The organism is Pseudomonas sp. So3.2b (genome assembly GCF_019464415.1).
Taxonomy (GTDB): Bacteria; Pseudomonadota; Gammaproteobacteria; order Pseudomonadales; family Pseudomonadaceae; genus Aquipseudomonas; species Aquipseudomonas shahriarae.
This window is the reverse complement of the sequence record NZ_CP080494.1, coordinates 5,731,636-5,756,867: the sequence shown is the minus strand read 5'-3', so window position 1 is coordinate 5,756,867 and position 25,232 is coordinate 5,731,636. Positions and strand designations below refer to the sequence as shown.

Annotated in this window: 24 protein-coding genes; 16 read left to right on the top strand and 8 right to left on the bottom strand. The window is 61.2% G+C overall.

Translation table 11 applies throughout. From position 1 onward, the window contains the following. The first annotated feature begins 37 nt into the window (after positions 1-37). The 10 genes from K1X80_RS26055 (at position 38) to trpE (ending at position 12,291) form a co-directional block, all read left to right on the top strand. Positions 38-2,434, top strand: coding sequence for a PAS domain S-box protein (locus tag K1X80_RS26055; RefSeq protein WP_220172561.1), 2,397 nt, complete (start codon positions 38-40; stop codon positions 2,432-2,434). A 68-nt stretch (positions 2,435-2,502) separates the two neighbouring features. Then, positions 2,503-3,132 carry a response regulator transcription factor gene (locus tag K1X80_RS26050; protein WP_057960779.1) on the top strand — a complete coding sequence of 210 codons (630 nt, stop codon included), beginning with the start codon at positions 2,503-2,505 and terminating at the stop codon, positions 3,130-3,132. A 225-nt stretch (positions 3,133-3,357) separates the two neighbouring features. Continuing rightward, the gene (locus K1X80_RS26045; protein ID WP_057440325.1) at positions 3,358-4,470 is read left to right on the top strand and encodes an ABC transporter ATP-binding protein; all 1,113 of its coding nucleotides are present in this window, start codon (positions 3,358-3,360) and stop codon (positions 4,468-4,470) included. A 46-nt stretch (positions 4,471-4,516) separates the two neighbouring features. Further along, positions 4,517-5,557, top strand: a complete 1,041-nt coding sequence (locus K1X80_RS26040; RefSeq protein WP_057960778.1) for an ABC transporter substrate-binding protein — start codon at positions 4,517-4,519, stop codon at positions 5,555-5,557. Between the two features lie 157 nt (positions 5,558-5,714). Further along, a complete protein-coding gene (locus K1X80_RS26035; protein ID WP_057960777.1) occupies positions 5,715-6,962 on the top strand; it encodes an ABC transporter permease in 1,248 nt (415 codons plus the stop codon). Positions 6,963-6,974: 12 nt separating this feature from the next. Beyond that, the gene (locus K1X80_RS26030; RefSeq protein ID WP_029296783.1) at positions 6,975-7,802 is read left to right on the top strand and encodes an ABC transporter permease; all 828 of its coding nucleotides are present in this window, start codon (positions 6,975-6,977) and stop codon (positions 7,800-7,802) included. 216 nt (positions 7,803-8,018) lie between these two features. Further along, positions 8,019-9,167: an iron-containing alcohol dehydrogenase gene (locus tag K1X80_RS26025; RefSeq protein ID WP_115129121.1), complete on the top strand. Its 1,149-nt coding sequence runs from the start codon at positions 8,019-8,021 to the stop codon at positions 9,165-9,167. A gap of 84 nt (positions 9,168-9,251) precedes the next feature. Then, complete coding sequence (gene rpe / locus K1X80_RS26020; protein ID WP_057440329.1) at positions 9,252-9,926, top strand: ribulose-phosphate 3-epimerase; 675 nt, start codon at positions 9,252-9,254, stop codon at positions 9,924-9,926. Beyond that, on the top strand, positions 9,923-10,741 hold the full coding sequence (locus K1X80_RS26015; RefSeq protein ID WP_057444298.1) for a phosphoglycolate phosphatase: 819 nt from the start codon (positions 9,923-9,925) through the stop codon (positions 10,739-10,741). Before rpe ends, K1X80_RS26015 begins: the two co-directional genes overlap by 4 nt. A gap of 68 nt (positions 10,742-10,809) precedes the next feature. Continuing rightward, complete coding sequence (trpE, locus tag K1X80_RS26010) at positions 10,810-12,291, top strand: anthranilate synthase component I (RefSeq protein WP_057960776.1); 1,482 nt, start codon at positions 10,810-10,812, stop codon at positions 12,289-12,291. A 152-nt stretch (positions 12,292-12,443) separates the two neighbouring features. Here the strand turns inward: trpE and estP are convergent, their stop codons facing one another. Further along, a complete protein-coding gene (gene estP, locus K1X80_RS26005; protein ID WP_220172560.1) occupies positions 12,444-14,366 on the bottom strand; it encodes an esterase EstP in 1,923 nt (640 codons plus the stop codon). A 418-nt stretch (positions 14,367-14,784) separates the two neighbouring features. Between estP and K1X80_RS26000 the strand changes: the two genes are divergently transcribed. The 4 genes from K1X80_RS26000 (at position 14,785) to K1X80_RS25985 (ending at position 18,103) form a co-directional block, all read left to right on the top strand. Beyond that, complete coding sequence (locus K1X80_RS26000; RefSeq protein ID WP_057440330.1) at positions 14,785-15,378, top strand: aminodeoxychorismate/anthranilate synthase component II; 594 nt, start codon at positions 14,785-14,787, stop codon at positions 15,376-15,378. A 9-nt stretch (positions 15,379-15,387) separates the two neighbouring features. After that, complete coding sequence (gene trpD, locus K1X80_RS25995; RefSeq protein ID WP_032858515.1) at positions 15,388-16,437, top strand: anthranilate phosphoribosyltransferase; 1,050 nt, start codon at positions 15,388-15,390, stop codon at positions 16,435-16,437. Next, complete coding sequence (trpC, locus tag K1X80_RS25990; protein ID WP_057440331.1) at positions 16,434-17,270, top strand: indole-3-glycerol phosphate synthase TrpC; 837 nt, start codon at positions 16,434-16,436, stop codon at positions 17,268-17,270. The genes trpD and trpC overlap by 4 nt, the downstream gene beginning before the upstream one ends. A 137-nt stretch (positions 17,271-17,407) precedes the next feature. Continuing rightward, positions 17,408-18,103, top strand: a complete 696-nt coding sequence (locus K1X80_RS25985) for a lipoyl protein ligase domain-containing protein (RefSeq protein WP_115129118.1) — start codon at positions 17,408-17,410, stop codon at positions 18,101-18,103. Here the strand turns inward: K1X80_RS25985 and crp are convergent. After that, positions 18,100-18,744 (bottom strand): cAMP-activated global transcriptional regulator CRP, encoded by a 645-nt coding sequence (gene crp / locus K1X80_RS25980; RefSeq protein ID WP_057440333.1) that lies wholly within the window; start codon positions 18,742-18,744, stop codon positions 18,100-18,102. The two genes, K1X80_RS25985 and crp, sit on opposite strands and share 4 nt — an antisense overlap. Positions 18,745-18,977: 233 nt before the next feature. Between crp and K1X80_RS25975 the strand changes: the two genes are divergently transcribed. Continuing rightward, complete coding sequence (locus K1X80_RS25975; protein ID WP_005792019.1) at positions 18,978-19,400, top strand: OsmC family protein; 423 nt, start codon at positions 18,978-18,980, stop codon at positions 19,398-19,400. A gap of 56 nt (positions 19,401-19,456) precedes the next feature. On the opposite strand, the gene coq7 is transcribed toward K1X80_RS25975, so the two are convergent. The 6 genes from coq7 to hemJ all read right to left on the bottom strand — a co-directional run bounded on the left by coq7 (position 19,457) and on the right by hemJ (position 23,911). Continuing rightward, the gene (coq7, locus tag K1X80_RS25970; protein ID WP_029296753.1) at positions 19,457-20,104 is read right to left on the bottom strand and encodes a 2-polyprenyl-3-methyl-6-methoxy-1,4-benzoquinone monooxygenase; all 648 of its coding nucleotides are present in this window, start codon (positions 20,102-20,104) and stop codon (positions 19,457-19,459) included. A gap of 114 nt (positions 20,105-20,218) precedes the next feature. Continuing rightward, positions 20,219-20,557, bottom strand: coding sequence for a histidine triad nucleotide-binding protein (locus tag K1X80_RS25965; protein ID WP_032858506.1), 339 nt, complete (start codon positions 20,555-20,557; stop codon positions 20,219-20,221). Between the two features lie 46 nt (positions 20,558-20,603). Further along, entirely contained in the window at positions 20,604-21,389 is a 786-nt protein-coding gene (locus K1X80_RS25960) for an SDR family oxidoreductase (protein ID WP_057440334.1), read from the bottom strand. A gap of 63 nt (positions 21,390-21,452) precedes the next feature. Continuing rightward, a complete protein-coding gene (locus K1X80_RS25955) occupies positions 21,453-22,415 on the bottom strand; it encodes a DUF805 domain-containing protein (protein ID WP_057440335.1) in 963 nt (320 codons plus the stop codon). Between the two features lie 69 nt (positions 22,416-22,484). After that, the gene (locus tag K1X80_RS25950; RefSeq protein WP_057440336.1) at positions 22,485-23,447 is read right to left on the bottom strand and encodes a nitronate monooxygenase family protein; all 963 of its coding nucleotides are present in this window, start codon (positions 23,445-23,447) and stop codon (positions 22,485-22,487) included. Positions 23,448-23,482: 35 nt separating this feature from the next. Next, a complete protein-coding gene (gene hemJ / locus K1X80_RS25945) occupies positions 23,483-23,911 on the bottom strand; it encodes a protoporphyrinogen oxidase HemJ (RefSeq protein ID WP_057440337.1) in 429 nt (142 codons plus the stop codon). 136 nt (positions 23,912-24,047) lie between these two features. Here hemJ and argC point away from each other — a divergent pair, with 136 nt between their 5' ends. Beyond that, positions 24,048-25,082 (top strand): N-acetyl-gamma-glutamyl-phosphate reductase, encoded by a 1,035-nt coding sequence (gene argC, locus K1X80_RS25940; RefSeq protein WP_057440338.1) that lies wholly within the window; start codon positions 24,048-24,050, stop codon positions 25,080-25,082. Positions 25,083-25,232 lie beyond the last annotated feature (150 nt).

Genomic DNA, 25,232 nt, shown 5'->3' with positions numbered 1-25,232 from the left:
GATCCCGGCAGCCTAATGGGTTGGATGTGAGATGTGAATGATGAATTTTCGCTGTCTGCTGGTTATCGGCTATCTGTGCTTGCCCTTGATGGTGAATGCTGCGCCTGCGTCTGTGGTGCCGCCGGCGGTGCTCAACCCGCAGCAGCGCGAGTGGTTGGCGCAGCACCCGCAACTGCGGGTCGGGGTGGTGTTGCAGGCGCCTTACGCGCAATACGACCGGCGCCTGCAGCGCTTGTCCGGAGCCAATGTCGAGCTGATGCAGGCGCTGGCCAAGGCGCTGAATATCGAGCTGACCTGGCGCAACTTCCCCACGCAGGAACAGTTGGAGGACGCCTTGCGCGAGGATGCGGTCGACCTCGCCCCAGGTCTGCTACAAACCCCTGCCGGCCTGCGCCTGTGGCAGTTTTCCGACCCGTATATGCGCGTGCCCCAGCACATTGTTGGCATTCGCGACGGCAGCGGCACCGTGGACCTGGAAAAGCTCGATGAACAGTCCCGGGTCGCCGTGCGCATGCCCAGCGGCGTGGCGGATTACCTGCGCAGCAATTACCCCAGGCTGAACCTGCAAGGTGTGCCCCTGGAGCGCCAGGCCTTGCAGCTATTGGTCAGCCAGCAGGCGCGCTATGCGGTAGTCGATGAGGCGCAGTTGAGCCGCTTGTCGATCGAGCCCGAGTTCGCCGGTTTGGCCGTGGTCGGCGATATTGGATTGCCGCAACTGTTGCGGGTGGCCACCCGGCGTGACTGGCCAGCCCTGGCAGAGATTGTCGAGAGCGGCCTGCGCGCCATTCCGGCCCGTGAGCTGGAGCAATTGCATGCCCGCTGGCTGCAACCCAAATACCCACGCCTGTCGGAATCACCGGGATTCTGGCAAAACCTCAGCCTGCTGCTGGGCCTGCTGTTGCTCGCGTGCCTGACGGTTGCCCTGTGGCAGCGTCGGCAAAAACATGCCCTGGAACACCAGTTGCTGGCCACGCGTGAGGAAAGCGCTGCCCGTGCGGCGGGCGCCGAAGCATTGCGTCTGACCCAGTTTTCGATTGATCAAAGTACCGTGGGTATCCTCTGGGTCAATTGGGACAGCCATGTGCGCTACGCCAACGTCGCCGCCGAAACCATGCTCGGTTACGCCTCGGGAGCGTTGATCGAGCGCCCGCTGATCGAGTTCGAACCCAATCTGAGCATGGACCGCTGGCTGAACCTGTGGAAGCGCGCCCGGGCCAGTGAAGACGGGCCGCAGAGCTTCGCCACCCAGTGCCTGCGCGCAGATGGCAGCCTGTTGCCCACGGATGTGTCCTTGAGTTTCCTGCGCTTTGCCGGTGGCGAATACCTGGTGGTGTACCTCAACGACGTTACCGAGCGCCGCCGGGCCTTGGCCGCGTTGCAGGAAAGTGAAGCGCGCCTGCAAGGCATCGCCGCCAATGTGCCAGGGCTGGTGTTTCGCCTGGAGCGTCTGCCGTTGAGCGCCGCCATCGACTTTGCCTATATCAGCGAAGGCAGTGAGCGCCTGGTGGGCTATTCGCCATCCGTGCTCAGCCACCGCGATGTGGGGATTCGCAGCCTGGTCCACCCGGATGATCGCGCCAGTTACCACCAGACCCAGGATCAGGCCATCGACACCGAGAGCAACTGGTCGTGGCAGGGCCGCATCCTGACCCGCCAGGGCGAGCAGCGCTGGGCCGAGATCAAGGCGGTCACCCGGCGTCTGGACGATGGGGCGGTGGTCTGGGATGGGATCGTCTGGGATATCAGCGACAGCAAACGCATTGAGCTGGAATTGGACGCCTCGCGGGCGCAACTGCGCGAACTCTCGGCGCACCTGGAAACCGTGCGTGAGGAAGAGAAGGCGCGGATTGCCCGCGAAGTTCACGATGAGCTGGGGCAGATGCTCACGGTGTTGAAGCTGGAAACCTCCATGTGCGAGTTGGCCTACGCCCAGTTGGACCCAGGCCTGCACGAGCGCCTGAACAGCATGAAGCGCCTGATCGCTCAACTGTTCCAATTGGTCCGTGATGTGGCCACGGCGTTGCGCCCGCCGATTCTCGACGCGGGGATCGCCTCGGCCATCGAGTGGCAGGCCCGGCGGTTTGAGGCGCGCACACAGATTCCGTGCCTGGTGCAGGTGCCGGATAACCTCCCGGCCTTGAGTGACGCCAAGGCCATTGGCCTGTTCCGTATCCTGCAGGAGGCGCTGACCAACGTCATGCGCCATGCCCAGGCGCATACGGTGGAGTTGACCCTGGTGGTGGAGGGCGCCAATCTGCGGTTGACCATCAGTGATGATGGCGCAGGCTTCGTCCCTGCGCCGGGGCGCCCGGTGTCGTTTGGTTTGGTGGGCATGCGCGAGCGGGTGCTGATCATGGGCGGGCAGTTGACCCTCGACAGCGAACTGGGGGAGGGCACCACCCTGAGCGTTACGGTGCCGTTGGATTCGCCATAGATCCCTTGTGGGCTTGCTCGCACATTTTGAATGTCGACGTTTAATCGCTATAGAGAGAGGAAATTGCCGTGATCCGCGTATTGGTAGCCGAAGACCACACCATCGTCCGTGAAGGCATCAAGCAGTTGATCGGCCTGGCCAAGGACCTGCTGGTGGTGGGCGAGGCGGGTAACGGCGAACAGCTGTTGGAAGCCTTGCGTCACACGCCCTGCGAGGTGGTGCTGCTGGATATCTCCATGCCCGGGGTCAACGGCCTGGAGGCGATTGCGCGGATCCGCGCGCTGAACAACCCGCCGGCCATTCTGGTGCTGTCGATGCATGACGAGGCACAAATGGCCGCCCGGGCGCTGAAGGTCGGCGCGGCAGGGTATGCCACCAAGGACAGCGATCCTGCGCTGTTGTTGACGGCAATCCGCAAAGTCGCCGCGGGCGGGCGCTATATCGACCCGGACCTGGCGGACCGCATGGTGTTTGAGGTCGGCCTCACCGATACCCGGCCGTTGCATTCGCTGTTGTCCGAGCGCGAGTTCTCGGTGTTCGAGCGCTTGGCTCAGGGCGCCAACGTCAACGATATCGCCCAGCAACTGGCCCTGAGCAGCAAGACCATCAGCACCCATAAGGCGCGGTTGATGCAAAAACTCAACATCAGCTCCCTGGCCGAGCTGGTGAAGTACGCGATGGAGCACAGGCTCCTATAGGCGCGTGTCTATTTGCGACATCGCTCAACCCCCAGGAAGCCCGTGCTTGCAGCTTGTCGCTTGAAGCTTGCTGCGCAACTGTCCCTTGCCCGCCATCCGTGTAGGGCAATCCCTACCCCGAACCTTCCATCCTGCTGATGCCAATCTCTCCTGCGCCCCGATTTCCGGGGGCTTGCGCCTGGATTACGCTAGCTTCACAGCAGTCCAAAACAAAAAGGTGCGGGTATGAGCGAGGCGGATTCAAATGATGTGCTGGTCAGCTTTCGTGGTGTGCAGAAGAGCTACGATGGCGAGAACCTGATCGTCAAAGACCTCAACCTGGACATTCGCAAAGGCGAGTTCCTCACCCTGCTGGGCCCGTCCGGTTCGGGCAAGACCACCAGCCTGATGATGTTGGCGGGCTTCGAAACGCCGACCGCCGGGGAGATCCTGCTGGCCGGGCGCTCGATCAACAATGTGCCGCCGCACAAGCGCGACATTGGCATGGTGTTCCAGAACTATGCGCTGTTCCCGCACATGACGGTGGCCGAGAACCTGGCGTTCCCCCTCACGGTGCGGGGCTTGAGCAAGACCGATGTCAGCGAACGGGTCAAGCGCGTGCTGAGCATGGTCCAGCTCGACGCCTTCGCCCAGCGCTACCCGGCGCAGCTCTCCGGCGGCCAGCAGCAACGGGTGGCCCTGGCTCGCGCCCTGGTGTTCGAGCCGCAGCTGGTGCTGATGGACGAACCCCTTGGCGCCCTCGATAAACAGCTGCGTGAACACATGCAGATGGAGATCAAGCACCTGCACCAGCGCCTCGGCGTGACCGTGGTTTACGTGACCCACGACCAGGGTGAAGCGCTGACCATGTCCGACCGGGTAGCGGTGTTCCACCAGGGCGAGATCCAGCAGATCGCTCCGCCGCGCACTTTGTATGAAGAGCCGAAAAACACCTTCGTCGCCAATTTTATCGGCGAGAACAACCGTCTTAACGGCCGCCTGCACAGCCACACCGGCGAGCGGTGCGTGGTTGAGCTGGCGCGCGGCGAGAAGGTCGAGGCGCTGGCGGTGAATGTCGGGCAGATCGGTGGCCCGGTGACGCTGTCGGTGCGCCCGGAGCGGGTCAGCCTCAACGGTTCCAGCGAAAGCTGCAGCAACCGTTTCTCGGGCCGGGTGGCCGAATTTATCTACCTGGGCGACCACGTGCGCGTGCGCCTGGAAGTCTGCGGCAAGGCCGATTTCTTTGTGAAACAACCGATCGCCGAGCTGGATCCGGCACTGACGGTCGGCGATGTGGTTCCGATTGGCTGGCAAGTCGAGCACGTTCGCGCACTCGACCCACTTCTAGAGGCGAATTGATCGCCCCCTTGGCTTCATCCAACCCTGCACGTGGAGAGAACAATAAATGTTGAGATCCCTGAAATTGACCGCCCTGGCCATTGGCCTGGCGAGTGCTTCACAGGTCATGGCAGGTCCGAACCTGACGGTGGTGTCGTTTGGCGGCGCGAACAAGGCGGCCCAGGTCAAGGCTTTCTATGCCCCGTGGGAAAGCGCGGGCAACGGCAAGATCATCGCCGGCGAGTACAACGGCGAGATGGCCAAGGTCAAAGCCATGGTCGACACCAAAAGCGTGTCCTGGGACCTGGTGGAAGTCGAGTCGCCGGAACTGTCCCGTGGCTGTGACGAGGACATGTTCGAGCCGTTGGATCCTAAGCTGTTCGGCAACCCCGACGACTATGTGAAAGGCGCGATCCAGCCCTGTGGCGTGGGTTTCTTCGTGTGGTCCACGGTGATGGCGTACAACGCCGACAAACTGAAGACGGCCCCAACCAGTTGGGCGGACTTCTGGGACACCAAGACTTTCCCCGGCAAGCGCGGCTTGCGCAAGGGGGCCAAGTACACCCTGGAATTCGCCCTGATGGCCGACGGTGTAGCGCCCAAGGACGTGTACAAAGTGCTGGCCGGCAAGGACGGCCAGGACCGCGCCTTCAAGAAACTCGATGAACTCAAGCCGTCGATCCAGTGGTGGGAAGCCGGCGCCCAGCCGCCGCAGTACCTGGCCTCGGGTGACGTGGTGATGAGCTCGGCCTACAACGGCCGGATCGCCGCCGTGCAGAAAGAGAGCAACCTGAAAGTGGTGTGGAACGGTGGTATCTACGATTTCGACGCCTGGGCGATCCCCAAGGGCCTGAGCAAGGAGCGCGCCGAGGCGGCGAAGAAATTCATCGCCTTCTCCGTTGCACCGCAGCAACAGAAAATCTACTCGGAAAACATCGCCTACGGTCCGGCCAATACCCAAGCCGTGCCGCTGCTGGCCAAGGACATCCTCAAGGATATGCCGACTACTCCGGAAAACATCGCCAACCAGGTGCAGATTGATGTGAGCTTCTGGGCGGATAACGGTGAGCAACTGGAGCAGCGCTTCAATTCCTGGGCTGCCAAATAACAAGCCCCACCGCTTAACCCCTGTGGGAGCTGGCTTGCCTGCGATGGCAGCACCTCGGTAGACCCGACACACCGAGTTGCTGCCATCGCGGGCAAGCCCGGCTCCCACAAGGGGGCCTTTCACACGGGTTTCAACTGTAGATTTTCCGGAGTTTGCCATGGCCATCGCCGTTCCCTCGAACGAGGTCACCACCCCCAGCTTGAAGCAGCGCCTGGCGCGTGCCGAGCGGCTTAACCGCTGGAAGGCCCAGGCCTTGATCGCGCCGCTGGTGGTGTTTTTGCTGCTGGTGTTCCTGGTGCCCATCGTTGCGCTGTTGTACAAAAGCGTCGGTAACCCGGAAGTGGTCGCTGGCCTGCCGCGTACCGTGGTGGCGGTGACCGCCTGGGATGGTCGTGGCCTGCCCGGCGAGTCGGTGTACCAGGCTGTCAGCGAGGACCTGGGTGAAGCCCGGAAAAACCAGACCCTGGGCGACTTGTCCAAGCGCCTGAACATGGAGCTGGCGGGTTATCGCAGCCTGTTGACCAAAACCGCGCGGGCGCTGCCGTTCAGCGAAGTGCCGGCCTCTTATAAAGAAGCGCTGGAAAACCTCGACGAACGCTGGGGCGACCCCGCGTACTGGCAGGCCATCCGGCGCAACACCAGCAGCCTCACGCCTTATTACCTGCTGGCGGCGGTCGATCATCGGATCGACGACCTCGGCGAAGTCGCGCCGGCCACGCCGGACCAGGCGATTTACCTCGATATCTTCGCCCGCACCTTCTGGATGGGCCTGGTGATTACCGTGTGCTGCCTGCTGCTGGCCTATCCGCTGGCGTACCTGCTGGCCAACCTGCCGGCGCGGCAAAGCAACCTGTTGATGATCCTGGTGCTGCTGCCCTTCTGGACCTCGGTGCTGGTGCGCGTGGCCGCCTGGATTGTGCTGCTGCAGTCCGGCGGGCTGATCAACGGCGCGCTGATGGGCCTGGGCATCATTGATAAGCCTCTGGAGTTGGTGTTCAACCGGCTGGGGGTCTACATCTCCATGGTGCATATCCTGCTGCCGTTCATGATTCTGCCGATCTACAGCGTGATGAAGGGTATTTCACCGACCTATATGCGTGCGGCGATCTCTTTGGGTTGTCACCCGTTCGCCAGTTTCTGGCGGGTGTACTTCCCACAGACTTACGCGGGTGTGGGCGCCGGTTGTCTGCTGGTGTTTATCCTGGCGATTGGCTACTACATCACCCCGGCCCTGCTGGGCAGCCCGAACGATCAGATGGTCAGCTACTTCGTGGCGTTCTACACCAACACCAGCATCAACTGGGGCATGGCGACTGCGCTGGGCGGCTTGCTGCTGCTGGCGACCGTGGTGCTGTACCTGATCTACAACTGGCTGGTGGGCGCCAGCCGCCTGCGCCTGAGCTGAGGAGCGCCTGAAATGTCCAGCAGTCCTTATATGTCACCCATCGAGCGGGTGTGGTTCTACAGCTTGCGGATCCTCTGCGGCCTGATCCTGTTGTTCCTGATCCTGCCGGTGCTGGTGATCATCCCGCTGTCGTTCAACTCCGGGAGTTTCCTGGTGTACCCGCTGCAGGGGTTTTCGTTGCACTGGTACCAGGACTTCTTTGCCTCGGCGGAATGGATGCGCGCCTTGAAGAACAGCATCATCGTCGCCCCGGCGGCCACGGTGCTGGCGATGGTGTTTGGCACGTTGGCCGCTATTGGCCTGACCCGTGGCCACTTCCCCGGCAAGGCGCTGGTGATGGCCCTGGTGATTTCGCCGATGGTGGTACCGGTGGTGATTATCGGCGTGGCGAGTTACTTGTTCTTTGCCCCGCTGGGGCTGGGCAACAGTTTCTTTTCGCTGATTGTGGTGCATGCGGTGCTGGGCGTGCCCTTTGTGATCATCACCGTGTCGGCGACCTTGCAGGGCTTCAACCACAACCTGGTGCGAGCCGCGGCCAGCCTGGGGGCGTCGCCGTTGACCGCGTTTCGCCGGGTGACGCTGCCGCTGATTGCGCCGGGCGTCATTTCCGGGGCGCTGTTTGCCTTTGCCACATCGTTCGATGAGGTGGTGGTGACGCTGTTCCTCGCCGGGCCCGAGCAGGCCACCTTGCCTCGGCAGATGTTCAGCGGCATCCGCGAAAACCTCAGCCCGACCATTGCCGCAGCGGCGACCTTGCTGATTGCCTTCTCGGTGGTGCTGTTGCTGACCCTGGAGTGGCTGCGTGGGCGCAGCGAAAAACTGCGGACGGCGCAGGTCTGACTGCTGAAACCCGATCACCTGTGGGAGCTGGCTTGCCTGCGATGGTCTCGACTCGGTACACCTGATGCACCGAGTCGAGGCCATCGCAGGCGAGCCAGCTCCTACATTGACCGCGCCCGCTTTGAATGACCCAACCATTCAGCCGCTGAATGGCAGACAACCCGCATTCCCCAGCTATTCTTGTGCCAGCCCACCAATTTATAAGAGGCCGCGCACATGAGTACCTCCTCATTCAAGATCGCCCACAAATTGCTCACCGGCCCAGGCGCCATCGAGCAATTGGCCGCCGAGCTGACCCGGCTGGATATCGACAACCCGTTGATCGTCACCGATGCTGCGCTGGTCAAGTCCGGTACGGTGCAACTGGCATTGGCGCAGTTGGGTGATCGGCCTTACGAGATCTTCGACCGGGTGCTGCCCGACCCGGAGATCGCCATCGTCGAAGACTGCATGCAGGCCTACCGCGAAGGCGGGCATGACGGCCTGATCGGCGTGGGCGGTGGCAGTGCCATTGATATCGCCAAGAGCGTCGCCGCCTATGCCGGTTATCACGGCGCACTCGAGGATTTGTTCGGTGTGGACCAGGTGCCGCGCAAAGGCCCGCCGCTGATTGCCATTCCCACCACGGCCGGCACGGGGTCGGAAGTGACCAATGTGGCGATTCTGTCGGACAAGGCCGCGCAATTGAAAAAAGGCATCGTCAGCGACTACCTGCTGCCGGATGTTGCGCTGATCAGCCCGCAAATGACCCTGACCTGCCCGCGCAGTGTTACGGCTGCCAGTGGTGTGGATGCCCTGGTGCATGCCATCGAGTCCTATCTGTCCCTGAACGCCTCGCCAATCACCGATGCCCTGGCCATTGGCGCGATCAAGTTGATTGCCAACGCCTTGCCCAAGGCCTACGCCAATCCGGCCAACCTGCAGGCGCGTGACGATATGGCCACGGCCAGCCTGATGGCCGGCATGGCCTTCGGCAATGCCGGGGTGGGGGCGGTGCATGCGCTGGCCTACCCGTTGGGCGGGCGTTTCAATATTGCCCACGGGGTGAGCAACGCGTTGCTGCTGCCCTATGTGATGCACTGGAACAAGCTGGCCTGTGTCGAGCGCATGCAGGATATCGCCCAGGCCATGGGGGTGAATATCACGGGCTTGAGCGTCAACGATGCAGCGGACCAGGCGGTGGAGGCCATGACGCGACTGTGCGCCGCAGTGGAGATCCCTTGCGGCTTGCGCAGCTTCGGCGTGCCAGAGGAGGCGATCCCGGCCATGGCCGTAGAAGCCGCGGGAATCGAACGCCTGATGCGCAACAATCCGCGCAAGCTCAGTGCGGCGGATATCGAGAAAATCTACCGCGCCGCGTACTAGTCATTGAGTCAGGTCACGGTGCGCGCAACAAAGCATGAGGTATACAATGCGCGCCATCGTGATTTAGCTCAGAAAAGGTGCGTCATGCAGCCCTTCGTAATTGCTCCATCGATCCTCTCCGCCGACTTCGCCCGCCTGGGCGAGGAAGTGGACAACGTGTTGGCCGCCGGTGCCGACTTCGTGCACTTCGATGTCATGGACAACCACTATGTGCCGAACCTGACCATCGGCCCGATGGTTTGCGCCGCGCTGCGCAAGTACGGCGTGACCGCGCCGATTGACGTGCACCTGATGGTCAGCCCGGTGGACCGCATCATCGGCGACTTCATCGAAGCCGGCGCGACCTACATCACCTTCCACCCGGAAGCCACGCTGCATGTCGACCGCTCCCTGCAACTGATCCGCGAAGGCGGCTGCAAGGCTGGCCTGGTGTTCAACCCGGCGACCCCGCTGGACACCCTCAAGTACGTGATGGACAAGGTCGACATGGTCTTGCTGATGAGCGTCAACCCGGGTTTTGGCGGGCAGAAGTTCATTCCCGGTACCCTCGACAAGCTGCGTGAGGCCCGTGCGCTGATTGACGCCTCTGGCCGCGATATCCGCCTGGAGATCGACGGTGGGGTCAACGTCAACAACATCCGTGATATCGCGGCGGCGGGCGCGGACACCTTCGTCGCCGGCTCGGCGATCTTCAACACCCCTGACTACCAGGCCGTGATTGCCAAGATGCGTGAAGAACTGGCGCTGGCGCGTCCATGAGCGGTTTTGAGCAGCTGTTCCCCGGTAAATTGCCGCGGCTGGTGATGTTCGATCTGGACGGCACCCTGGTCGATTCGGTGCCGGACCTGACGGCTGCGGTGGATCACATGTTGCTCAAGTTGGGGCGCAAGCCTGCCGGTATCGAATCGGTACGCGAGTGGGTCGGCAACGGCGTGCAGATGCTGGTGCGCCGTGCGCTGGCCAATCACATTGATGCCGAAGGTGTCGATGAGGTGGAGGCCGAGCACGCGCTGGAACTGTTCAACGCGGCCTACGAAGACGGCCACGAACTGACCGTGGTTTACCCCGGCGTGCGCGACACCCTCAAGTGGCTGCACAAGCAGGGCGTGGAAATGGCCCTGATCACCAACAAGCCGGAACGCTTCGTCGCGCCGCTGCTGGACCAGATGAAGATCGGCCGGTATTTCCGCTGGATCATCGGCGGCGATACCCTGCCGCAGAAAAAACCGGATCCGGCGGCGCTGTTCTTTGTGATGAAAATGGCCAATATCCCGGCGTCCCAGTCGCTGTTTGTCGGCGATTCGCGCAGCGATGTGCTGGCGGCGAAAGCGGCGGGGGTCAAGTGTGTGGCCTTAAGCTATGGCTACAACCATGGCCGGCCGATTGCCGAAGAGTCGCCGGCGCTGGTCATTGATGACCTGCGACTGCTAATCCCCGGTTGCTTGGGAGCGGGCGCTGAGATAACGTTGCCCGACGCTGTCCCATCCCCTTCTGGAAATCCCATCGTGGTGGTCACTCGCAAACTCTGGATGAAAGTCATCAAGGCCCTGGCCCGCTGGCGTTGGCGCGCCTGACTGATCCTGGCCGCGCTGCGGCACGTTTGCATACCTGACTGTTAGACCCTCACGCCACGAGGCACCCCATGATCCGCGAAGAATTCCTGCGTTTGGCCGCTGCCGGCTACAACCGCATCCCCATGGCCCGGGAAACCCTGGCCGACTTCGATACGCCGCTGTCGATCTACCTGAAACTGGCCGACGAGCCCAATTCCTATCTGCTGGAATCGGTGCAGGGCGGCGAAAAGTGGGGCCGTTACTCGATCATCGGCCTGCCGTGCCGCACGGTCCTGCGGGTGCATGACCATCACGTCAGCATCACCCATGATGGCGTCGAGATCGAAAGCCACGATGTGCAAGACCCGCTGGCCTTCGTCGAAGCCTTCAAGGCGCGCTACAACGTGCCAACCATTGCTGGTTTGCCGCGTTTCAATGGCGGCCTGGTGGGGTATTTCGGCTACGACTGCGTGCGTTATGTGGAGCAACGCCTGGGCAAATGCCCGAACCCCGACCCGTTGGGTGTGCCGGACATCCTGCTGATGGTTTCCGACGCGGTGGTGGTGTTCGACAACCTGGCCGGCAAGATGCACGCGATTGTGCTCGCCGACCCGACCCAGGCCGATGCGTTCGAGCAAGGCCAGGCCAGCCTCGAAGCGCTGCTGGACAAGCTGCGCCAGCCGATCACCCCGCGTCGCGGCCTGGACCTCAGCCGTCCGCCGGCGGCCGATCCGGTGTTTCGCTCCAGCTTTACCCAGGATGACTACGAGCGCGCGGTCGATACCATCAAGCAATACATCCTCGCCGGTGACTGCATGCAAGTGGTGCCGTCGCAACGGATGTCCATCGACTTCAAGGCGGCGCCCATCGACTTGTACCGGGCACTGCGCTGCTTCAACCCGACGCCGTACATGTACTTCTTCAACTTTGGCGACTTCCACGTAGTGGGCAGCTCGCCGGAAGTGCTGGTGCGCGTCGAAGACAACCTGATCACCGTGCGCCCGATTGCCGGCACGCGCCCCCGTGGCGCGACCGAAGAGGCCGACCTGGCACTTGAAGAAGACCTGCTGTCCGACGACAAGGAAATCGCCGAGCACTTGATGCTCATCGACCTGGGGCGTAACGACACCGGACGCGTTTCGGAAATCGGCTCGGTGAAGCTCACCGAGAAGATGGTGATCGAGCGTTATTCCAACGTGATGCACATTGTGTCCAACGTCACCGGCGAGCTGAAGGCCGGCCTTACGGCGATGGACGCGCTGCGCGCAATTCTGCCGGCGGGCACCTTGTCCGGCGCCCCGAAGATTCGTGCGATGGAAATCATCGACGAGCTGGAGCCGGTCAAGCGTGGGGTCTACGGCGGCGCCGTGGGTTATTTCGCGTGGAATGGCAACATGGACACCGCCATTGCGATCCGCACGGCGGTGATCAAGGACGGCGAACTGCATGTGCAGGCGGGCGGCGGGATTGTCGCCGACTCGGTGCCGGCCCTTGAGTGGGAAGAAACCCTGAACAAGCGCCGGGCGATGTTCCGTGCGGTGGCATTGGCCGAGCAGACCCCGCAAGACTGACGGTCGATCCCGAGCTAAATGTGGGGTTGGGCTTGTGTGGGAGCGGGCTTGCCCGCGATGGCGGTCTGCTAGTCACCGATGCAGTGACTGAACCACCGCTATCGCGGGCAAGCCCGCTCCCACATGGGTTTTATGTTGTTTTTAAGGCCGTATTAGAAATCCAGGCTCACTCCGACACTGAACCCTTGCTGGGTCAGGCTGTCATCCTTCCTCACGTTATACGCCGCGCGCAGTGCCAACTCCTGGGTGAGCTTGTGGCTGACCCCGAGACTCAAGCGATCCGAATTGCTGCGAGGGGTGTAGCCGTCGAGTTCGAAGCCGATCCCCTGCACGCTGTTGAGCGCAATGTTCACCTTCTGGGTGTCGTTTTCGAACTCATGCTCGTGGGCCACTTCGCCAAAAACCTGGGTTTGCGGGGTGACGCGGTAGCTGCCCTGCAGGCCAACGCCCAGGCGTTTGGAGTCGCGTTGCTGGTCGGCAAAGGTCAGCGCGGTGGAGCGGCTGCCTTTTTCCGAGTAGCCATCGACTTCGATTCGCGCATAGTCGGCGCTGATGAACGGCGACAGGTGCCAATCGCTGCCTACCCCGGCAATGTCATAGCCTACGCGGCCGCTCAAGGCCCAGAGCCAGCCGTCGGTGTCACCTTTTTCTGAGCCTTCGCTGACGCCCAGGGCGAACTTGCGCTTGAGGCTGTCGAAGTCCAGCCGGCCGCCGGTCAGCGCGGCATCGGCCCACCAGTGATTGTGTTGATACTGCGCGAATGCGCTGCCCATGTAGCTGTTGAGCTTGTAGTCCGAGTCGCTGGCGCCTGCTTCGAGAGTCTGGCGATACAGCCCGGCCGCGACACCTACGCGCCAGCTGTCGTCGAGACGATAGCTGCCGCCGACATTCAGGTTGTAGCCACTGCCGTCGCCACTGGCCGAGCTGCCTTGACCGTCGAAGTCCAGGCGCTGACCACCACCGGCGACAATTGCGCGCCATTGGCCGACGGCTTGCCAGTTGCCGTTGTCTGCCTGCCACTGGTTACGCAGCTCATCCTGATGGGCGCGCAGGGTGCCTTGGGCCATTTCTGGCAGCAGGCTCAGCTCCCAGGGGGCGGCGAGCAGCGAGTAGGCATAGTCGGCGATCAAGCGTTGCCCGGCGACGGTGGGGTGGACCGAGTCGTTGTAGATCAGCTTGGTCGGGTCCGGCTGGGTGCCGCCGATGCCATACGTCGGGTTGGCGGTGCAACTGTTGCCAGTGAAGCAGGTGCCGGTAAGGTTCTGCCCGGTCGCCAGGCCAAATCGGCCCGGGTCGGCGAAGGTTTCCTGCAACAGCAGTGGAATATTCAACGGGATGATCTGGGCGTCGATCTGCGACAGGCGCTGTACCAGTGCCTGGTTGAAAATAGTGCTCAGGGCGGACGTCCCAGCCTGCTGCGGCGTGCCGTTGATGGCGGGTGTCAGGCCCAGGTCGGGCAGCATCCACACCATGATGTAGCGCGCACCGGCTTGTTGCAGAGCCTGGGCGCTGTCGGCCAGGCGCCCGCCTGCGGCAACGGCTTGGCCTGGACTGAGGACGCGCTGTTGCAGGAAGTCATTACCGCCACCGGACAGAAAATACAGCGCGTTGGGGTCGGCCCGCCCACCGTTTGCCGGTAGATAACCCTGGCGACTGCGTAAAACAGTGCCCGCGCCCGCATTGCCGGGGGGGATCGCCGTGTCGGAGACTGAGGTGATGGAATCCAGGATGTTGTCGGTACGGTAGCCACCGACCGCCCAGTTATTGCCGTCAGGCAAGCCTTGCGCGGCGCGAACCGGCGAGGTGGAGGCGTTCAGATCGTTTGGCGCTACACCCAGTTTGGAGCCCAGCAGGGTCGATGAAACCAGGCCGTAGTCACCCTGGAATGTGGGGCCGGTACGGTTGGTAAAACGCAGGGTGGCACCGGACACACCATCGGGGAACTGGCCGGCGTCCGCCAGGCTATCGCCAAAAACCACCATGGTTGAATAAGGTGACGGTGCTGCAAACGCCTGCGCGCAGGCCAGTGCCAGGAGGCATCCGGCAAGGGGCGCAACAAAAGATGGTCTGAGCATAGGGATTCCATATGATTGTTTTTGTATCGGAAGTGAAACACTAGCAATGTAGAGGGAGTTTTCTGTGAGGAAAATCGTTTTTTCTTACAAAACCTTCGTCATGCCCCCCGTATTTGCTGCTCTATATTGCACCGCTGGCGAGGCTACGTTACTGTGCGGGAACGTATGAATGAGACCCTCCCCGTGTTGATCATCAGCAAACTCTTGATGCGAGTAGTCAAGGCACACGCCCGTTGGCGTTGGCGCGCCTGAATTTTCTCTGCCGGCCCGGCCGGACCTGTACCGATTTGCCTTCTTCACCCTTTGTTCGACGCCCCTTGCCGGCTGACCCTGGCAACCGGAACGTGCGTCTGGCAGCGGGTCACGCTCCTGGAAGGCGGTCATTCGAAATCAGTGAATTCAAGAGGTTTGAACCCACATGTTGCTGATGATTGATAACTACGACTCCTTTACCTACAACGTTGTGCAATACCTGGGCGAGCTCGGTGCCGAGGTCAAGGTGGTGCGCAACGATGAAATGACGGTGGCGCAGATTGCTGCCCTGAACCCGGAGCGTATCGTGGTTTCCCCAGGCCCCTGCACGCCGACCGAGGCGGGTATCTCCCTGGAAGCCATCCGTTTTTTCGCCGGCAAGCTGCCGATTCTCGGGGTTTGCCTGGGCCACCAGTCCATCGGCCAGGCATTTGGCGGCGACGTGGTGCGTGCCCGCCAGGTGATGCACGGCAAGACCAGCCCGGTGTTCCATAATGATCAAGGTGTGTTCCAGGGCTTGAACCTGCCGGTGACGGTGACCCGTTACCACTCACTGGTGGTCAAGCGCGAGACCTTGCCCGAATGCCTGGAACTGACGGCCTGGACCCAGCTGGAAGACGGCTCGGTCGACGAGATCATGGGCCTGCGGCACAAGACACTGAATGTCGAAGGGGTGCAGTTTCACCCTGAATCAATTCTGACCGAGCAGGGCTACGAGCTGTTCGCCAACTTTCTCAAGCAGAGCGGCGGCACGCGCTAAGGACTTTCCATGGATATCAAGACTGCCCTGAGCCGTATCGTCGGCCATCTGGACCTGAGCACCGCTGAAATGAGCGATGTCATGCGCGAAATCATGACCGGCCAATGCACCGATGCGCAGATTGGCGCCTTTATGATGGCCATGCGCATGAAGAGCGAGAGCATCGACGAAATCGTCGGCGCCGTCTCGGTGATGCGTGAACTGGCGGACAAGGTCGAACTCAAGACCCTCGACGGCGTGGTCGATGTGGTCGGCACCGGCGGTGACGGTGCGAATATTTTCAACGTTTCGACGGCATCATCCTTTGTCGTAGCCGCTGCCGGCTGCACCGTGGCCAAGCACGGCAACCGCGCGGTATCGGGCAAGAGCGGCAGTGCCGATCTGCTGGAAGCGGCCGGGATCTACCTGAACCTGACCCCGGTGCAGGTGGCGCGCTGCATCGACAACGTCGGTATCGGCTTTATGTTTGCCCAGTCCCACCATGGGGCGATGAAACACGCCGCGGGCCCGCGCAAGGACCTTGGCCTGCGTACCCTGTTCAACATGCTTGGCCCGCTTACGAATCCGGCCGGTGTGAAGCATCAGGTGGTGGGCGTGTTCAGCCAGGCGCTGTGCCGGCCATTGGCCGAAGTCCTGCAGCGCCTGGGCAGCAAACACGTGCTAGTGGTGCACTCCAAGGATGGCCTGGACGAATTCAGCCTGGCGGCCCCAACCTTTGTGGCCGAGCTGAAGAACGATCAGGTCACCGAATATTGGGTCGAGCCAGAAGACCTCGGTATGAAGAGCCAGAGCCTGCATGGCCTGGCGGTAGAAAGCCCGGCGGCGTCCCTTGAATTGATTCGCGATGCCCTGGGGCGTCGCAAGACCGAGAACGGTCAGAAAGCGGCAGAGATGATTGTTCTGAATGCTGGCGCGGCACTTTATGCAGCCGATCACGCCTATAGTCTTACAGAAGGTGTCGCCTTGGCCCACGATGCGCTGCATACGGGTCTGGCTCGCGAAAAGCTCGAAGAGCTGGGAGCATTCACGGCCGTATTCAAGATGGAGAATGAAGGATGAGCGTGCCAACAGTTCTGGAAAACATCCTCGCCCGCAAAGTTGAAGAAGTGGCCGAACGCCGCGCACGGGTGAGCCTGGCCGAGTTGGAAAATCTGGCAAAAAGCGCCGATGCACCCCGCGGCTTTGCCAATGCCCTGATCACCCAGGCCAGGCTCAAGCAGCCAGCGGTGATCGCCGAGATCAAAAAGGCCTCGCCGAGCAAAGGCGTGATCCGCGAGAACTTCGTGCCGGCAGAGATTGCTGCCAGCTATGAGAAGGGCGGGGCAACTTGCCTTTCGGTGTTGACCGATATCGACTACTTCCAGGGTTCCGACGCTTACCTGCAACAAGCCCGCGCCGCGTGCAAGTTGCCGGTGATCCGCAAGGACTTCATGATCGACCCGTACCAGATCGTCGAGGCCCGGGCGTTGGGCGCGGATTGCGTGCTGCTGATCGTTTCGGCGCTGGACGACGTGCAGATGGCCGAGTTGGCGGCGGTTGCCAAAGGCGTGGGCCTGGATGTGCTGGTCGAGGTCCATGACGGTGACGAACTGGAGCGCGCGCTGAAAACCCTCGACACACGACTGGTTGGGGTCAACAACCGCAACCTGCACACCTTTGACGTCAACCTGGAAACCACCCTGGACCTGCTGCCGCGCATTCCTCGTGACCGCCTGGTGATTACCGAGAGCGGGATCGTCAATCGTGCGGATGTGGAGTTGATGGAAATCAGCGACGTGTATTCGTTCCTGGTCGGCGAGACCTTTATGCGTGCGGAGAATCCAGGGGCGGAGTTGCAGCGCCTGTTTTTCCCGGAGCGTGGTCTACCGATCAGTGGTTCGACACTGGATTGATGTGAAACGCGGACACTGTGGGAGCTGGCTTGCCTGCGATAGCATCACCTCGGTGCAACAGAGACACCGAGGCGATAGCATCGCCGGCAAGCCAGCTCCCACATTTTTTTGTGTTTATTCAGAAAGGCAGGTGTTCGATGATCCAACCCGTAGCGATGACCGTTGAAGCAGGCCTTGCCGCCGAGCAGGACTTGCTGGCCGCCGTCTGCGCGGGTGAACAATCCTTCGGCCTGCTGTTCTGGCAGCCCAGCGACCAGGCACTGGTGATGCCTCGCCGTCTGAGTCGTCTGCCCGCCTTTGACGCGGCCAGTCAGGTATCGGCCGCCCACGGTTGGCCGGTGTTGCTGCGGGAAACAGGAGGGGAGCCAGTGCCGCAGTCTGCGGCGACGGTGAATATCGCACTGGTCTACGCGCCACCCCGTAGCGAGGGCGACCAGGGCCGCATCGAGACCGGCTACCTGCGCCTGTGCCAGCCCATTTGCGACTTGCTGACCGAGTTGGGCGGCGATGCCTCTGTGGGCGAAATCGATGGGGCCTTTTGCGATGGCCGCTATAACGTCAATCTCAACGGACGCAAGATGGTCGGTACTGCCCAGCGCTGGCGCCAGAGTGGCGGGCGCCCGGTAGGCCTGGTGCATGGCGCATTGTTGCTGGAGAACCATCGTGAGGAACTGATTGCAGCGGTCAATCGCTTCAATCAGGCGTGCGGCCTCGAGCAGCGGGTGCGTGCCGACAGCCATATCGCCTTGCATGAAGCCTTTGCTGCGCCGGATGCCATCAGCCGCCTCGACGGTTTATACCGGCAGATGCTCGCACAGGTGTTTGCGCACTAGCGAGTGCCGAACACCACCATCGTCTTGCCTTTGACGTGCACCAGGTTGCGCTCTTCCAGATCTTTGAGCACTCGACCGACCATCTCCCGTGAGCAACCGACAATCCGGCCGATTTCCTGGCGCGTAACCTTGATTTGCATGCCGTCTGGATGGGTCATGGCATCCGGCTGCTTGCACAGTTCCAGCAAGCAGCGGGCGACGCGCCCGGTGACGTCGAAGAACGCCAGGTCACCGACTTTGCGCGTGGTGTTGCGCAAGCGCTGGGCAATCTGGCCGCTCAGGGCATAAAGGATGTCCGGATCTTGTTGGGCCAGTTCGCGAAATTTCGCATAGCTGATTTCTGCGACCTCACACTCAATCTTCGCCCGCACCCAGGCGCTGCGCTCCTGTTCTTTCCCCGCTTGTTCAAACAGGCCCAGCTCACCGAAGAAATCACCGGTATTGAGATAGGCGATGATCATTTCGCGACCGTCATCATCCTCGATTAGGATCGTGACTGAACCTTTGATAATGAAAAACAGGGTTTCCGAGCGTTCCCCGGCGCAGATGATGTTCTGCTTGGCCGGATAGCGTTGCCGCTGACAATGGGTCAGTAACTTATCGAGGTTCTTGATCTTGGGTATGGGGGTAATAGCAACCATGGTTGTATCCCGAAAAGACTGCACGGTGTGGTTGGGCTGGTATTTTTATAGAGCGGATCCATCCGGAGGATGGCAATGCGCCATAGATTTGGCGTCAGCTTAACAGACACATTCTGACTCGATCAGGGAATTTACCTATCAAAGTCTGCTGTTGAACGTATTTGGGCAGAACACTGCGCTTGCGGGGGCCTGTGATAAGCTAGCGCCCCTTTTTTAGCAGTGGAGTCTGGGCGATGAAGGCACGCATCCAATGGGCGGGCGAAGCCATGTTCCTCGGTGAGTCGGGCAGTGGCCATGTGGTGGTCATGGATGGCCCGCCGGAAGCTGGTGGCCGCAATCTGGGTGTACGGCCCATGGAAATGCTCCTGCTCGGCGTGGGCGGTTGCAGCAACTTCGATGTGGTCAGCATCTTGAAGAAGTCGCGCCAGGCGGTGGAAAGCTGCGAAGCCTTTTTGGAAGCCGAGCGCGCGACTGAAGACCCGAAGGTGTTCACCAAGATCCATATGCATTTTGTGGTCAAGGGGCGTGCGCTGAAGGAAGCGCAGGTCAAGCGGGCCATCGAGCTGTCGGCGGAGAAGTACTGCTCGGCTTCGATCATGCTCGGCGCGGCAGGTGTGGCCATTACCCATGATTACGAGATCATTGAGTTGGGCTGATCGCAGGACCTTATGACAAAAAGAAAGGGCGCTTTGCAAGCGCCCTTTTTTGCAGCTCAGATTCGGTAGGTGCTTTTGGTCATGACCTTGGCCATCAGGCTCATGCCAAACCTCACCGGCGCCGGGAAGCGGAAACCGCCGGCATCCAGCGCACTTTCTGCGTGGTGTTCCTCGTCGATACGCATCTGCTCAAGAATCGCCCGGGACTTTTCATCCTCGGCCGGTAGTTGCTCCAGGTGCTCATCCAGGTGTTTGCACACCTGATGTTCGGTCGCGGCGACAAAACCCAGGCTGACCTTGTCGCTGATCAAGCCGGCAGCGGCGCCGATGCCAAACGACAGACCATAAAACAGTGGGTTGAGCACACTGGGGTGGCTGCCCAATTGGCGGATACGTTGTTCACACCAGGCCAAGTGGTCGATTTCTTCCTCGGCCGCGTGCTCCATGGCTGCGCGTACTTGCGGCAGCTTGGCGGTCAGGGCCTGGCCCTGGTAGAGCGCCTGGGCACAGACTTCGCCGGTATGGTTGATGCGCATCAGGCCGGCGACATGACGGGTATCCGTTTCGCTCATTTGTGCTTCGGGTTGCACGATGGCAGGTGACGGGCGATACGGCTGGCCGCTGAAGGGCAGCAGTGTGCGCATGGCTGTGTCGGCCTGCAGCAACAGTCGGTCAATCGGCGAGTAGTGACGTTGGGTAGTCATGCTGACCTCCGGGAAAAATCTCGGCGGTCAGTTTACCGCAAGAGAGGGGCGTGCGTTTGCGCTGGGTCATGCTTCTTGCAGGAGCCGGCAAGCCGGCTCCTGCAATGGCGGGTTTCAGCCGGGTGGCCAGTTCATCTGGCGTTGACCCAGTACATGCATATGAATGTGATAGACGGTCTGGCCGCCATCTTCATTGCAGTTCATCACCACGCGAAAGCCTTTTTCACAGCCTTGTTCTACGGCCAGGCGCTGGGCGGTGAACAGGATGTGTCCAGCCAGGCCTTTGTCTTCTTCCGTCAGGTCGTTGAGGGTACGGATCGGCTTTTTCGGAATCACCAGGAAATGCACGGGGGCCATTGGCGCAATATCGTGGAAGGCCAGGACCTGGTCATCCTCGTAGATAATCCTCGCGGGTATTTCTCTGTTGATGATCTTGGTGAACAGAGTATCCACAGCTGTTTCTCCATTATGAAAGTGCAGGGTGAGTGTACCCAGCAGGTCAACGCGGGCAATAGGCCTTGTTGATCGCGCCGGCAATCTTGCGGGTCAACCAGCGTGGGCTCAAGCGTGGGCTGAACGCCAGCCAGCGGTTACGGCGACCGGGAACAATGATCGCTTTGTTCTTTGCCAGGGCTCGTACGGTGTGCAGCGCCACTTCTTCCGGGCTCATCAGCTGCTGACGGTCCAGCTTGGCGGTGTCCATCTGTGCGGTGCCGAAGAAGGCAGTGCGGGTCGGGCCGGGGCAGAGCACTGAGACCTTGATACCACAGCTTTTCAGCTCTTCGCGCAGACCTTCGGAGAAGTGCAGTACATAGGCCTTGCTGGCGTAGTAGGTACTCATCCATGGCCCCGGCTGGAAGGCCGCGACGGAGGCGACGTTAAGAATCTGCCCACCACCGTGCAAGGCCATGGAGTTACCCAGCGCATGGCACAGGCGGGTCAGGGCGAGGATGTTGACTTCGATCAGGTCCTGCTCGGTCATCCAGTCCTGGGCCAGGAATGGGCCGCTGGTGCCAATACCGGCACAGTTGACCAGCAAGTCGATCTGCCGCTCGCCTTCTTCCAGCTCCAGCAGGAACCCGGACAGGCGCAGTGGCTCGCCCAGGTCACAGGCGCGGAACAGCACCTCGACGCCAAAACGTTGGGTCAGCTCTATGGCAATACTTTCCAACTGATCACGCTGGCGGGCCACCAGAATCAAGCTGCGGCCGCGACGGGCCAGTGCTTCGGCCAAGGCCAGGCCGATGCCACTGGAGGCACCGGTGATCAGAGCGTAACGGGTCATGCATTTCTCCATCGCAACGCCACCGCGCCTGCGACAGATGCGTCACAGGCGTGGGGCGTTTCTTCATTCTTGCGGAGAGTCTACAGGTTCGGCCGCATCGTCAGCACTTTGCACATCTTCTTCACCGGCGATGACGCTCTGGTCAGCTTCTTCATCGGTGGACATGGAGCTGCTTTCGTAGCCACTGTCCACGCTGGTTTCGAGCTGGTCCAGGTAACCGCCCATGGCCAGCATCACTGCGGCGGCGAATATCAATGGGAGCATCGCCAGCCACAGGGTGGCCAGGACCTTTACTGCGGTCGAGTTGCGTGGCGGTGGTGCACCATATTGGTTGGCGCCTGCATTGCCGGGCAGCACGATCAACAGGATCGGGAAAATGCTGCCCACGATCGGCACCAGGTTCAGGAACCATAACCAGCCGGACCAGCCCAGGTCATGCAGGCGCTGCACGGTGATCAGGACGCTCATCCACACCGATGCCACGAGCAAGACCAGACCAAGCAGTGAACCAATGATGATCGCCGCAGTGGGAGATGCCGCGGCAATACCCACGCCCACGGTGAACAAGGCGCCCACGATGGCGAACAGCGCCAGGCTCAGGACCAGGGTCCAGGCCAGGAAACGCAGGCGCCCGATACGGCCGTTGACGGTGAACACGTTGAGGGTGGAAAACTCTGGAAGGTCATCCCCCACGGCTGCGCGCGGTGGTGCATACGGCGATGTGGCCGGGCGCGAAAAATCGGAGGCGCCGGAGTCGGTCTCGTGGGTTTCAGCCAGGTTGAAAGCCACAGGCTGTTCAGCTTCGATGCGCGCATCCACCCCGGCGTTTTTCAGGGCGGCCAGGTAGGTTTCGGCATCGGGGCGAGACAGGTCGCGCTTGAGGGCGACTGGACGCCCGGTGAAGAGCTTTTCGATCGCCTCGACTTCGCTTTTGAACAATTCGGCCAGGTTCAGCTTGGCGGTGGTGCTTTCGACACCCGGGAGCAAGGCTCCATCAAACACAATCTTGAAACGGTTGTCGCTCATGCAGGCATCCTTGTCACTTTTCAGGGGGGTAATGCTGGCCTGCCTCATTCGGCAGGCCAGGCGGGTGGGTCAGCGCGGCCAGCGCAATTGTGCTGCGTGCTCGCGCGCCTTGCGGTATTCGGCATCAAGGCGGGCAACCAGTTCATCGACACTGGGTAAATCGTCAATCTCACCGACGCCTTGGCCGGCGGACCATACGGTCTTCCAGGCTTTGGCCTCGTCGCTGAGTGGTTTGAGCTTGGAGCCAAAGTTGACTTCGCCCTTGCCTTGCAGGGCGGCGAGGTCGAAACCGGCGTTTTCCAGACTCTGGCGCATAAAGCTTGCAGGCACGCCGGACACCGCCGGAGTGTGCACGATATCGGCTGCACGCGATGTGAGCAGCATCTCTTTATAGGCATCGGGGGCGTGGCTTTCGGTGGTGGCGATAAAGCGCGTGCCGAAATACGCGAGATCAGCCCCGAGCAATTGCGCGGCGAGGATTTCGTGCCCATGGTTCAGGCAGCCGGCCAGCAACAGGGTCTTGTCGAAGAACTGGCGAATTTCGGCGACCAGCGAAAACGGGCTCCAAGTGCCGGCGTGGCCACCAGCCCCTGCCGCCACCGCGATCAGCCCATCGACCCCGGCTTCGGCGGCCTTTTCGGCATGGCGCCGAGTGGTGACGTCGTGGAACACCAGGCCGCCGTAGCTGTGTACGGCGTCTACCAATTCCTTGACCGCGCCCAGGCTGGTGATAACGATCGGCACCTTGTGCTCGACGCAAATCGCCAGGTCAGCCTCAAGGCGCGGGTTGCTGTGGTGCACGATCAGGTTGACCGCGTAGGGCGCAGGGTTGTCCAGCAGCGCCAGGCCCGCTTCGATTTCTTCCAGCCAGGCCTTGAAGCCACTGCTTTCACGCTGGTTGAGTGCCGGAAAGCTCCCGACCACGCCATTGCGGCAGCACGCCAGGACCAGTTGCGGATTGGAAATCAGGAACATCGGCGCAGCCACCACGGGCAGGCGCAGACGTTGTTCAAGCAAAGCGGGCAGCGACATTGGAAGTATCCCGGATTAAGTGCGGCTAAGTAGAGTTAGAACGGCTTGACGACGACCAAAATTACAATAGCCAGCAATATCAGAACCGGCACTTCATTGAACCAGCGATAAAAGACATGGCTGCGGGTGTTTTCGCCACGAGCAAAACGTTTTACCTGAGCGCCACACATATGGTGGTAACCGATCAGGATCACCACCAGGGTCAGCTTGGCGTGCATCCAGCCACCCTGGCTGAAGATGCTCGGGTTAAGGCTGATCAACCAGATGCCGAATACCAGCGTGGCGATCATCGACGGCAGCATGATGCCCTTGTACAGCTTGCGCTCCATGATGCAGAAGCGTTCCTGGCTGACGGCATCCTGGCTTTGTGCGTGGTAGACGAACAGGCGCGGCAGGTAAAACAGCCCGGCAAACCAGCAGACAATGCTGACGATATGGAAGGCTTTGAGCCATAGATAAAGCATTTTTAGTTATTCCCAGGTTCACGGTAACTGGAGATAGTAGAGGTTAGAGCGTGCGTACGTCACCTTGACGGTTGTCGCAGAACGATACGGCCCCTATTATCGACGGCTTTCCAGTGGGTTCGTTGAGGGCAGGTTTATGGTCAAGGTCGGTATCGTCGGCGGCACGGGTTACACCGGTGTCGAATTGCTGCGTCTGTTGGCTCAGCATCCGCAAGCTGAGGTAGTGGTCATTACCTCCCGATCCGAGGCCGGCCTGGCCGTTGCCGATATGTACCCCAACCTGCGCGGCCATTACGACGGCCTGGCGTTCAGCGTTCCGGATATCAAGACCCTGGGCGCCTGCGATGTGGTGTTTTTCGCGACCCCCCACGGTGTTGCCCATGCGTTGGCCGGCGAGCTGCTGGCCGCAGGGACCAAGGTCATTGACCTCTCGGCGGACTTCCGTTTGCAGGATGCCGATGAGTGGGCCAAGTGGTACGGTCAGCCCCATGGTGCTCCAGAGCTGCTTGAAGAGGCGGTGTACGGCTTGCCAGAGGTTAATCGTGAGCAGATCAAGCAGGCGCGTCTGATCGCCGTGCCGGGTTGCTATCCGACGGCTACGCAGCTGGGTTTCCTACCGCTGCTGGAAGCTGGCCTGGCGGACGCCTCGCGCCTGATTGCCGACTGCAAGTCGGGCGTCAGCGGCGCTGGTCGCGGTGCAGCAGTAGGCTCCTTGTACTCCGAGACCTCGGAAAGCATGAAGGCGTATGCCGTAAAGGGGCATCGCCATCTGCCGGAAATTCGCCAGGGGCTGCGGCGTGCGGCGGGCAGTGACGTCGGTCTGACGTTCGTGCCGCACCTGACCCCGATGATCCGGGGGATTCACTCGACACTGTATGCAACGGTCGTGGATCGCTCGGTGGATCTGCAGGCATTGTTTGAAAAGCGTTATGCCAATGAGCCGTTCGTCGATGTAATGCCTGCCGGTAGTCACCCGGAAACCCGCAGCGTGCGCGGTGCCAACGTGTGCCGGATTGCCGTGCATCGTCCGCAGGATGGCGACTTGGTGGTGGTGCTGTCGGTTATCGATAATCTGGTCAAGGGCGCCTCGGGCCAGGCTGTGCAGAACATGAACATCTTGTTCGGCCTTGATGAGAAGCTCGGTTTGTCCCACGCCGGCATGCTGCCTTAAGGCGTTGGCTGCTGTGCAAAAGGCCCGTTGATCGGGCCTTTCGTGTTTTTAAGGGCCGCCGGGCAGATTGATATACCGTAACAATAGTTGACCGCTTTTCTAGGAGAAGCGGATAATGGCGGTCATCACGCATATGGCGGCGCTACGCCG

Bases quoted from the DNA above. Each gene is read 5' to 3' on its own strand.
- K1X80_RS25975 (WP_005792019.1), top strand. From the start codon at position 18,978: ATGAAGGCACGCATCCAATGGGCGGGCGAAGCCATGTTCCTCGGTGAG.
- rpe (WP_057440329.1), top strand. From the start codon at position 9,252: ATGCAGCCCTTCGTAATTGCTCCATCGATCCTCTCCGCCGACTTCGCC.
- K1X80_RS26055 (WP_220172561.1), top strand. From the start codon at position 38: ATGATGAATTTTCGCTGTCTGCTGGTTATCGGCTATCTGTGCTTGCCC.
- K1X80_RS26025 (WP_115129121.1), top strand. From the start codon at position 8,019: ATGAGTACCTCCTCATTCAAGATCGCCCACAAATTGCTCACCGGCCCA.
- K1X80_RS25960 (WP_057440334.1), bottom strand. From the start codon at position 21,389: ATGACCCGTTACGCTCTGATCACCGGTGCCTCCAGTGGCATCGGCCTG.
- argC (WP_057440338.1), top strand. From the start codon at position 24,048: ATGGTCAAGGTCGGTATCGTCGGCGGCACGGGTTACACCGGTGTCGAA.
- coq7 (WP_029296753.1), bottom strand. From the start codon at position 20,104: ATGACTACCCAACGTCACTACTCGCCGATTGACCGACTGTTGCTGCAG.
- K1X80_RS26015 (WP_057444298.1), top strand. From the start codon at position 9,923: ATGAGCGGTTTTGAGCAGCTGTTCCCCGGTAAATTGCCGCGGCTGGTG.
- K1X80_RS26030 (WP_029296783.1), top strand. From the start codon at position 6,975: ATGTCCAGCAGTCCTTATATGTCACCCATCGAGCGGGTGTGGTTCTAC.
- trpC (WP_057440331.1), top strand. From the start codon at position 16,434: ATGAGCGTGCCAACAGTTCTGGAAAACATCCTCGCCCGCAAAGTTGAA.
- hemJ (WP_057440337.1), bottom strand. From the start codon at position 23,911: ATGCTTTATCTATGGCTCAAAGCCTTCCATATCGTCAGCATTGTCTGC.
- K1X80_RS26045 (WP_057440325.1), top strand. From the start codon at position 3,358: ATGAGCGAGGCGGATTCAAATGATGTGCTGGTCAGCTTTCGTGGTGTG.
- K1X80_RS26000 (WP_057440330.1), top strand. From the start codon at position 14,785: ATGTTGCTGATGATTGATAACTACGACTCCTTTACCTACAACGTTGTG.
- K1X80_RS25985 (WP_115129118.1), top strand. From the start codon at position 17,408: ATGATCCAACCCGTAGCGATGACCGTTGAAGCAGGCCTTGCCGCCGAG.
- K1X80_RS25955 (WP_057440335.1), bottom strand. From the start codon at position 22,415: ATGAGCGACAACCGTTTCAAGATTGTGTTTGATGGAGCCTTGCTCCCG.
- estP (WP_220172560.1), bottom strand. From the start codon at position 14,366: ATGCTCAGACCATCTTTTGTTGCGCCCCTTGCCGGATGCCTCCTGGCA.
- trpE (WP_057960776.1), top strand. From the start codon at position 10,810: ATGATCCGCGAAGAATTCCTGCGTTTGGCCGCTGCCGGCTACAACCGC.
- K1X80_RS26040 (WP_057960778.1), top strand. From the start codon at position 4,517: ATGTTGAGATCCCTGAAATTGACCGCCCTGGCCATTGGCCTGGCGAGT.
- K1X80_RS25950 (WP_057440336.1), bottom strand. From the start codon at position 23,447: ATGTCGCTGCCCGCTTTGCTTGAACAACGTCTGCGCCTGCCCGTGGTG.
- crp (WP_057440333.1), bottom strand. From the start codon at position 18,744: ATGGTTGCTATTACCCCCATACCCAAGATCAAGAACCTCGATAAGTTA.
- trpD (WP_032858515.1), top strand. From the start codon at position 15,388: ATGGATATCAAGACTGCCCTGAGCCGTATCGTCGGCCATCTGGACCTG.
- K1X80_RS26035 (WP_057960777.1), top strand. From the start codon at position 5,715: ATGGCCATCGCCGTTCCCTCGAACGAGGTCACCACCCCCAGCTTGAAG.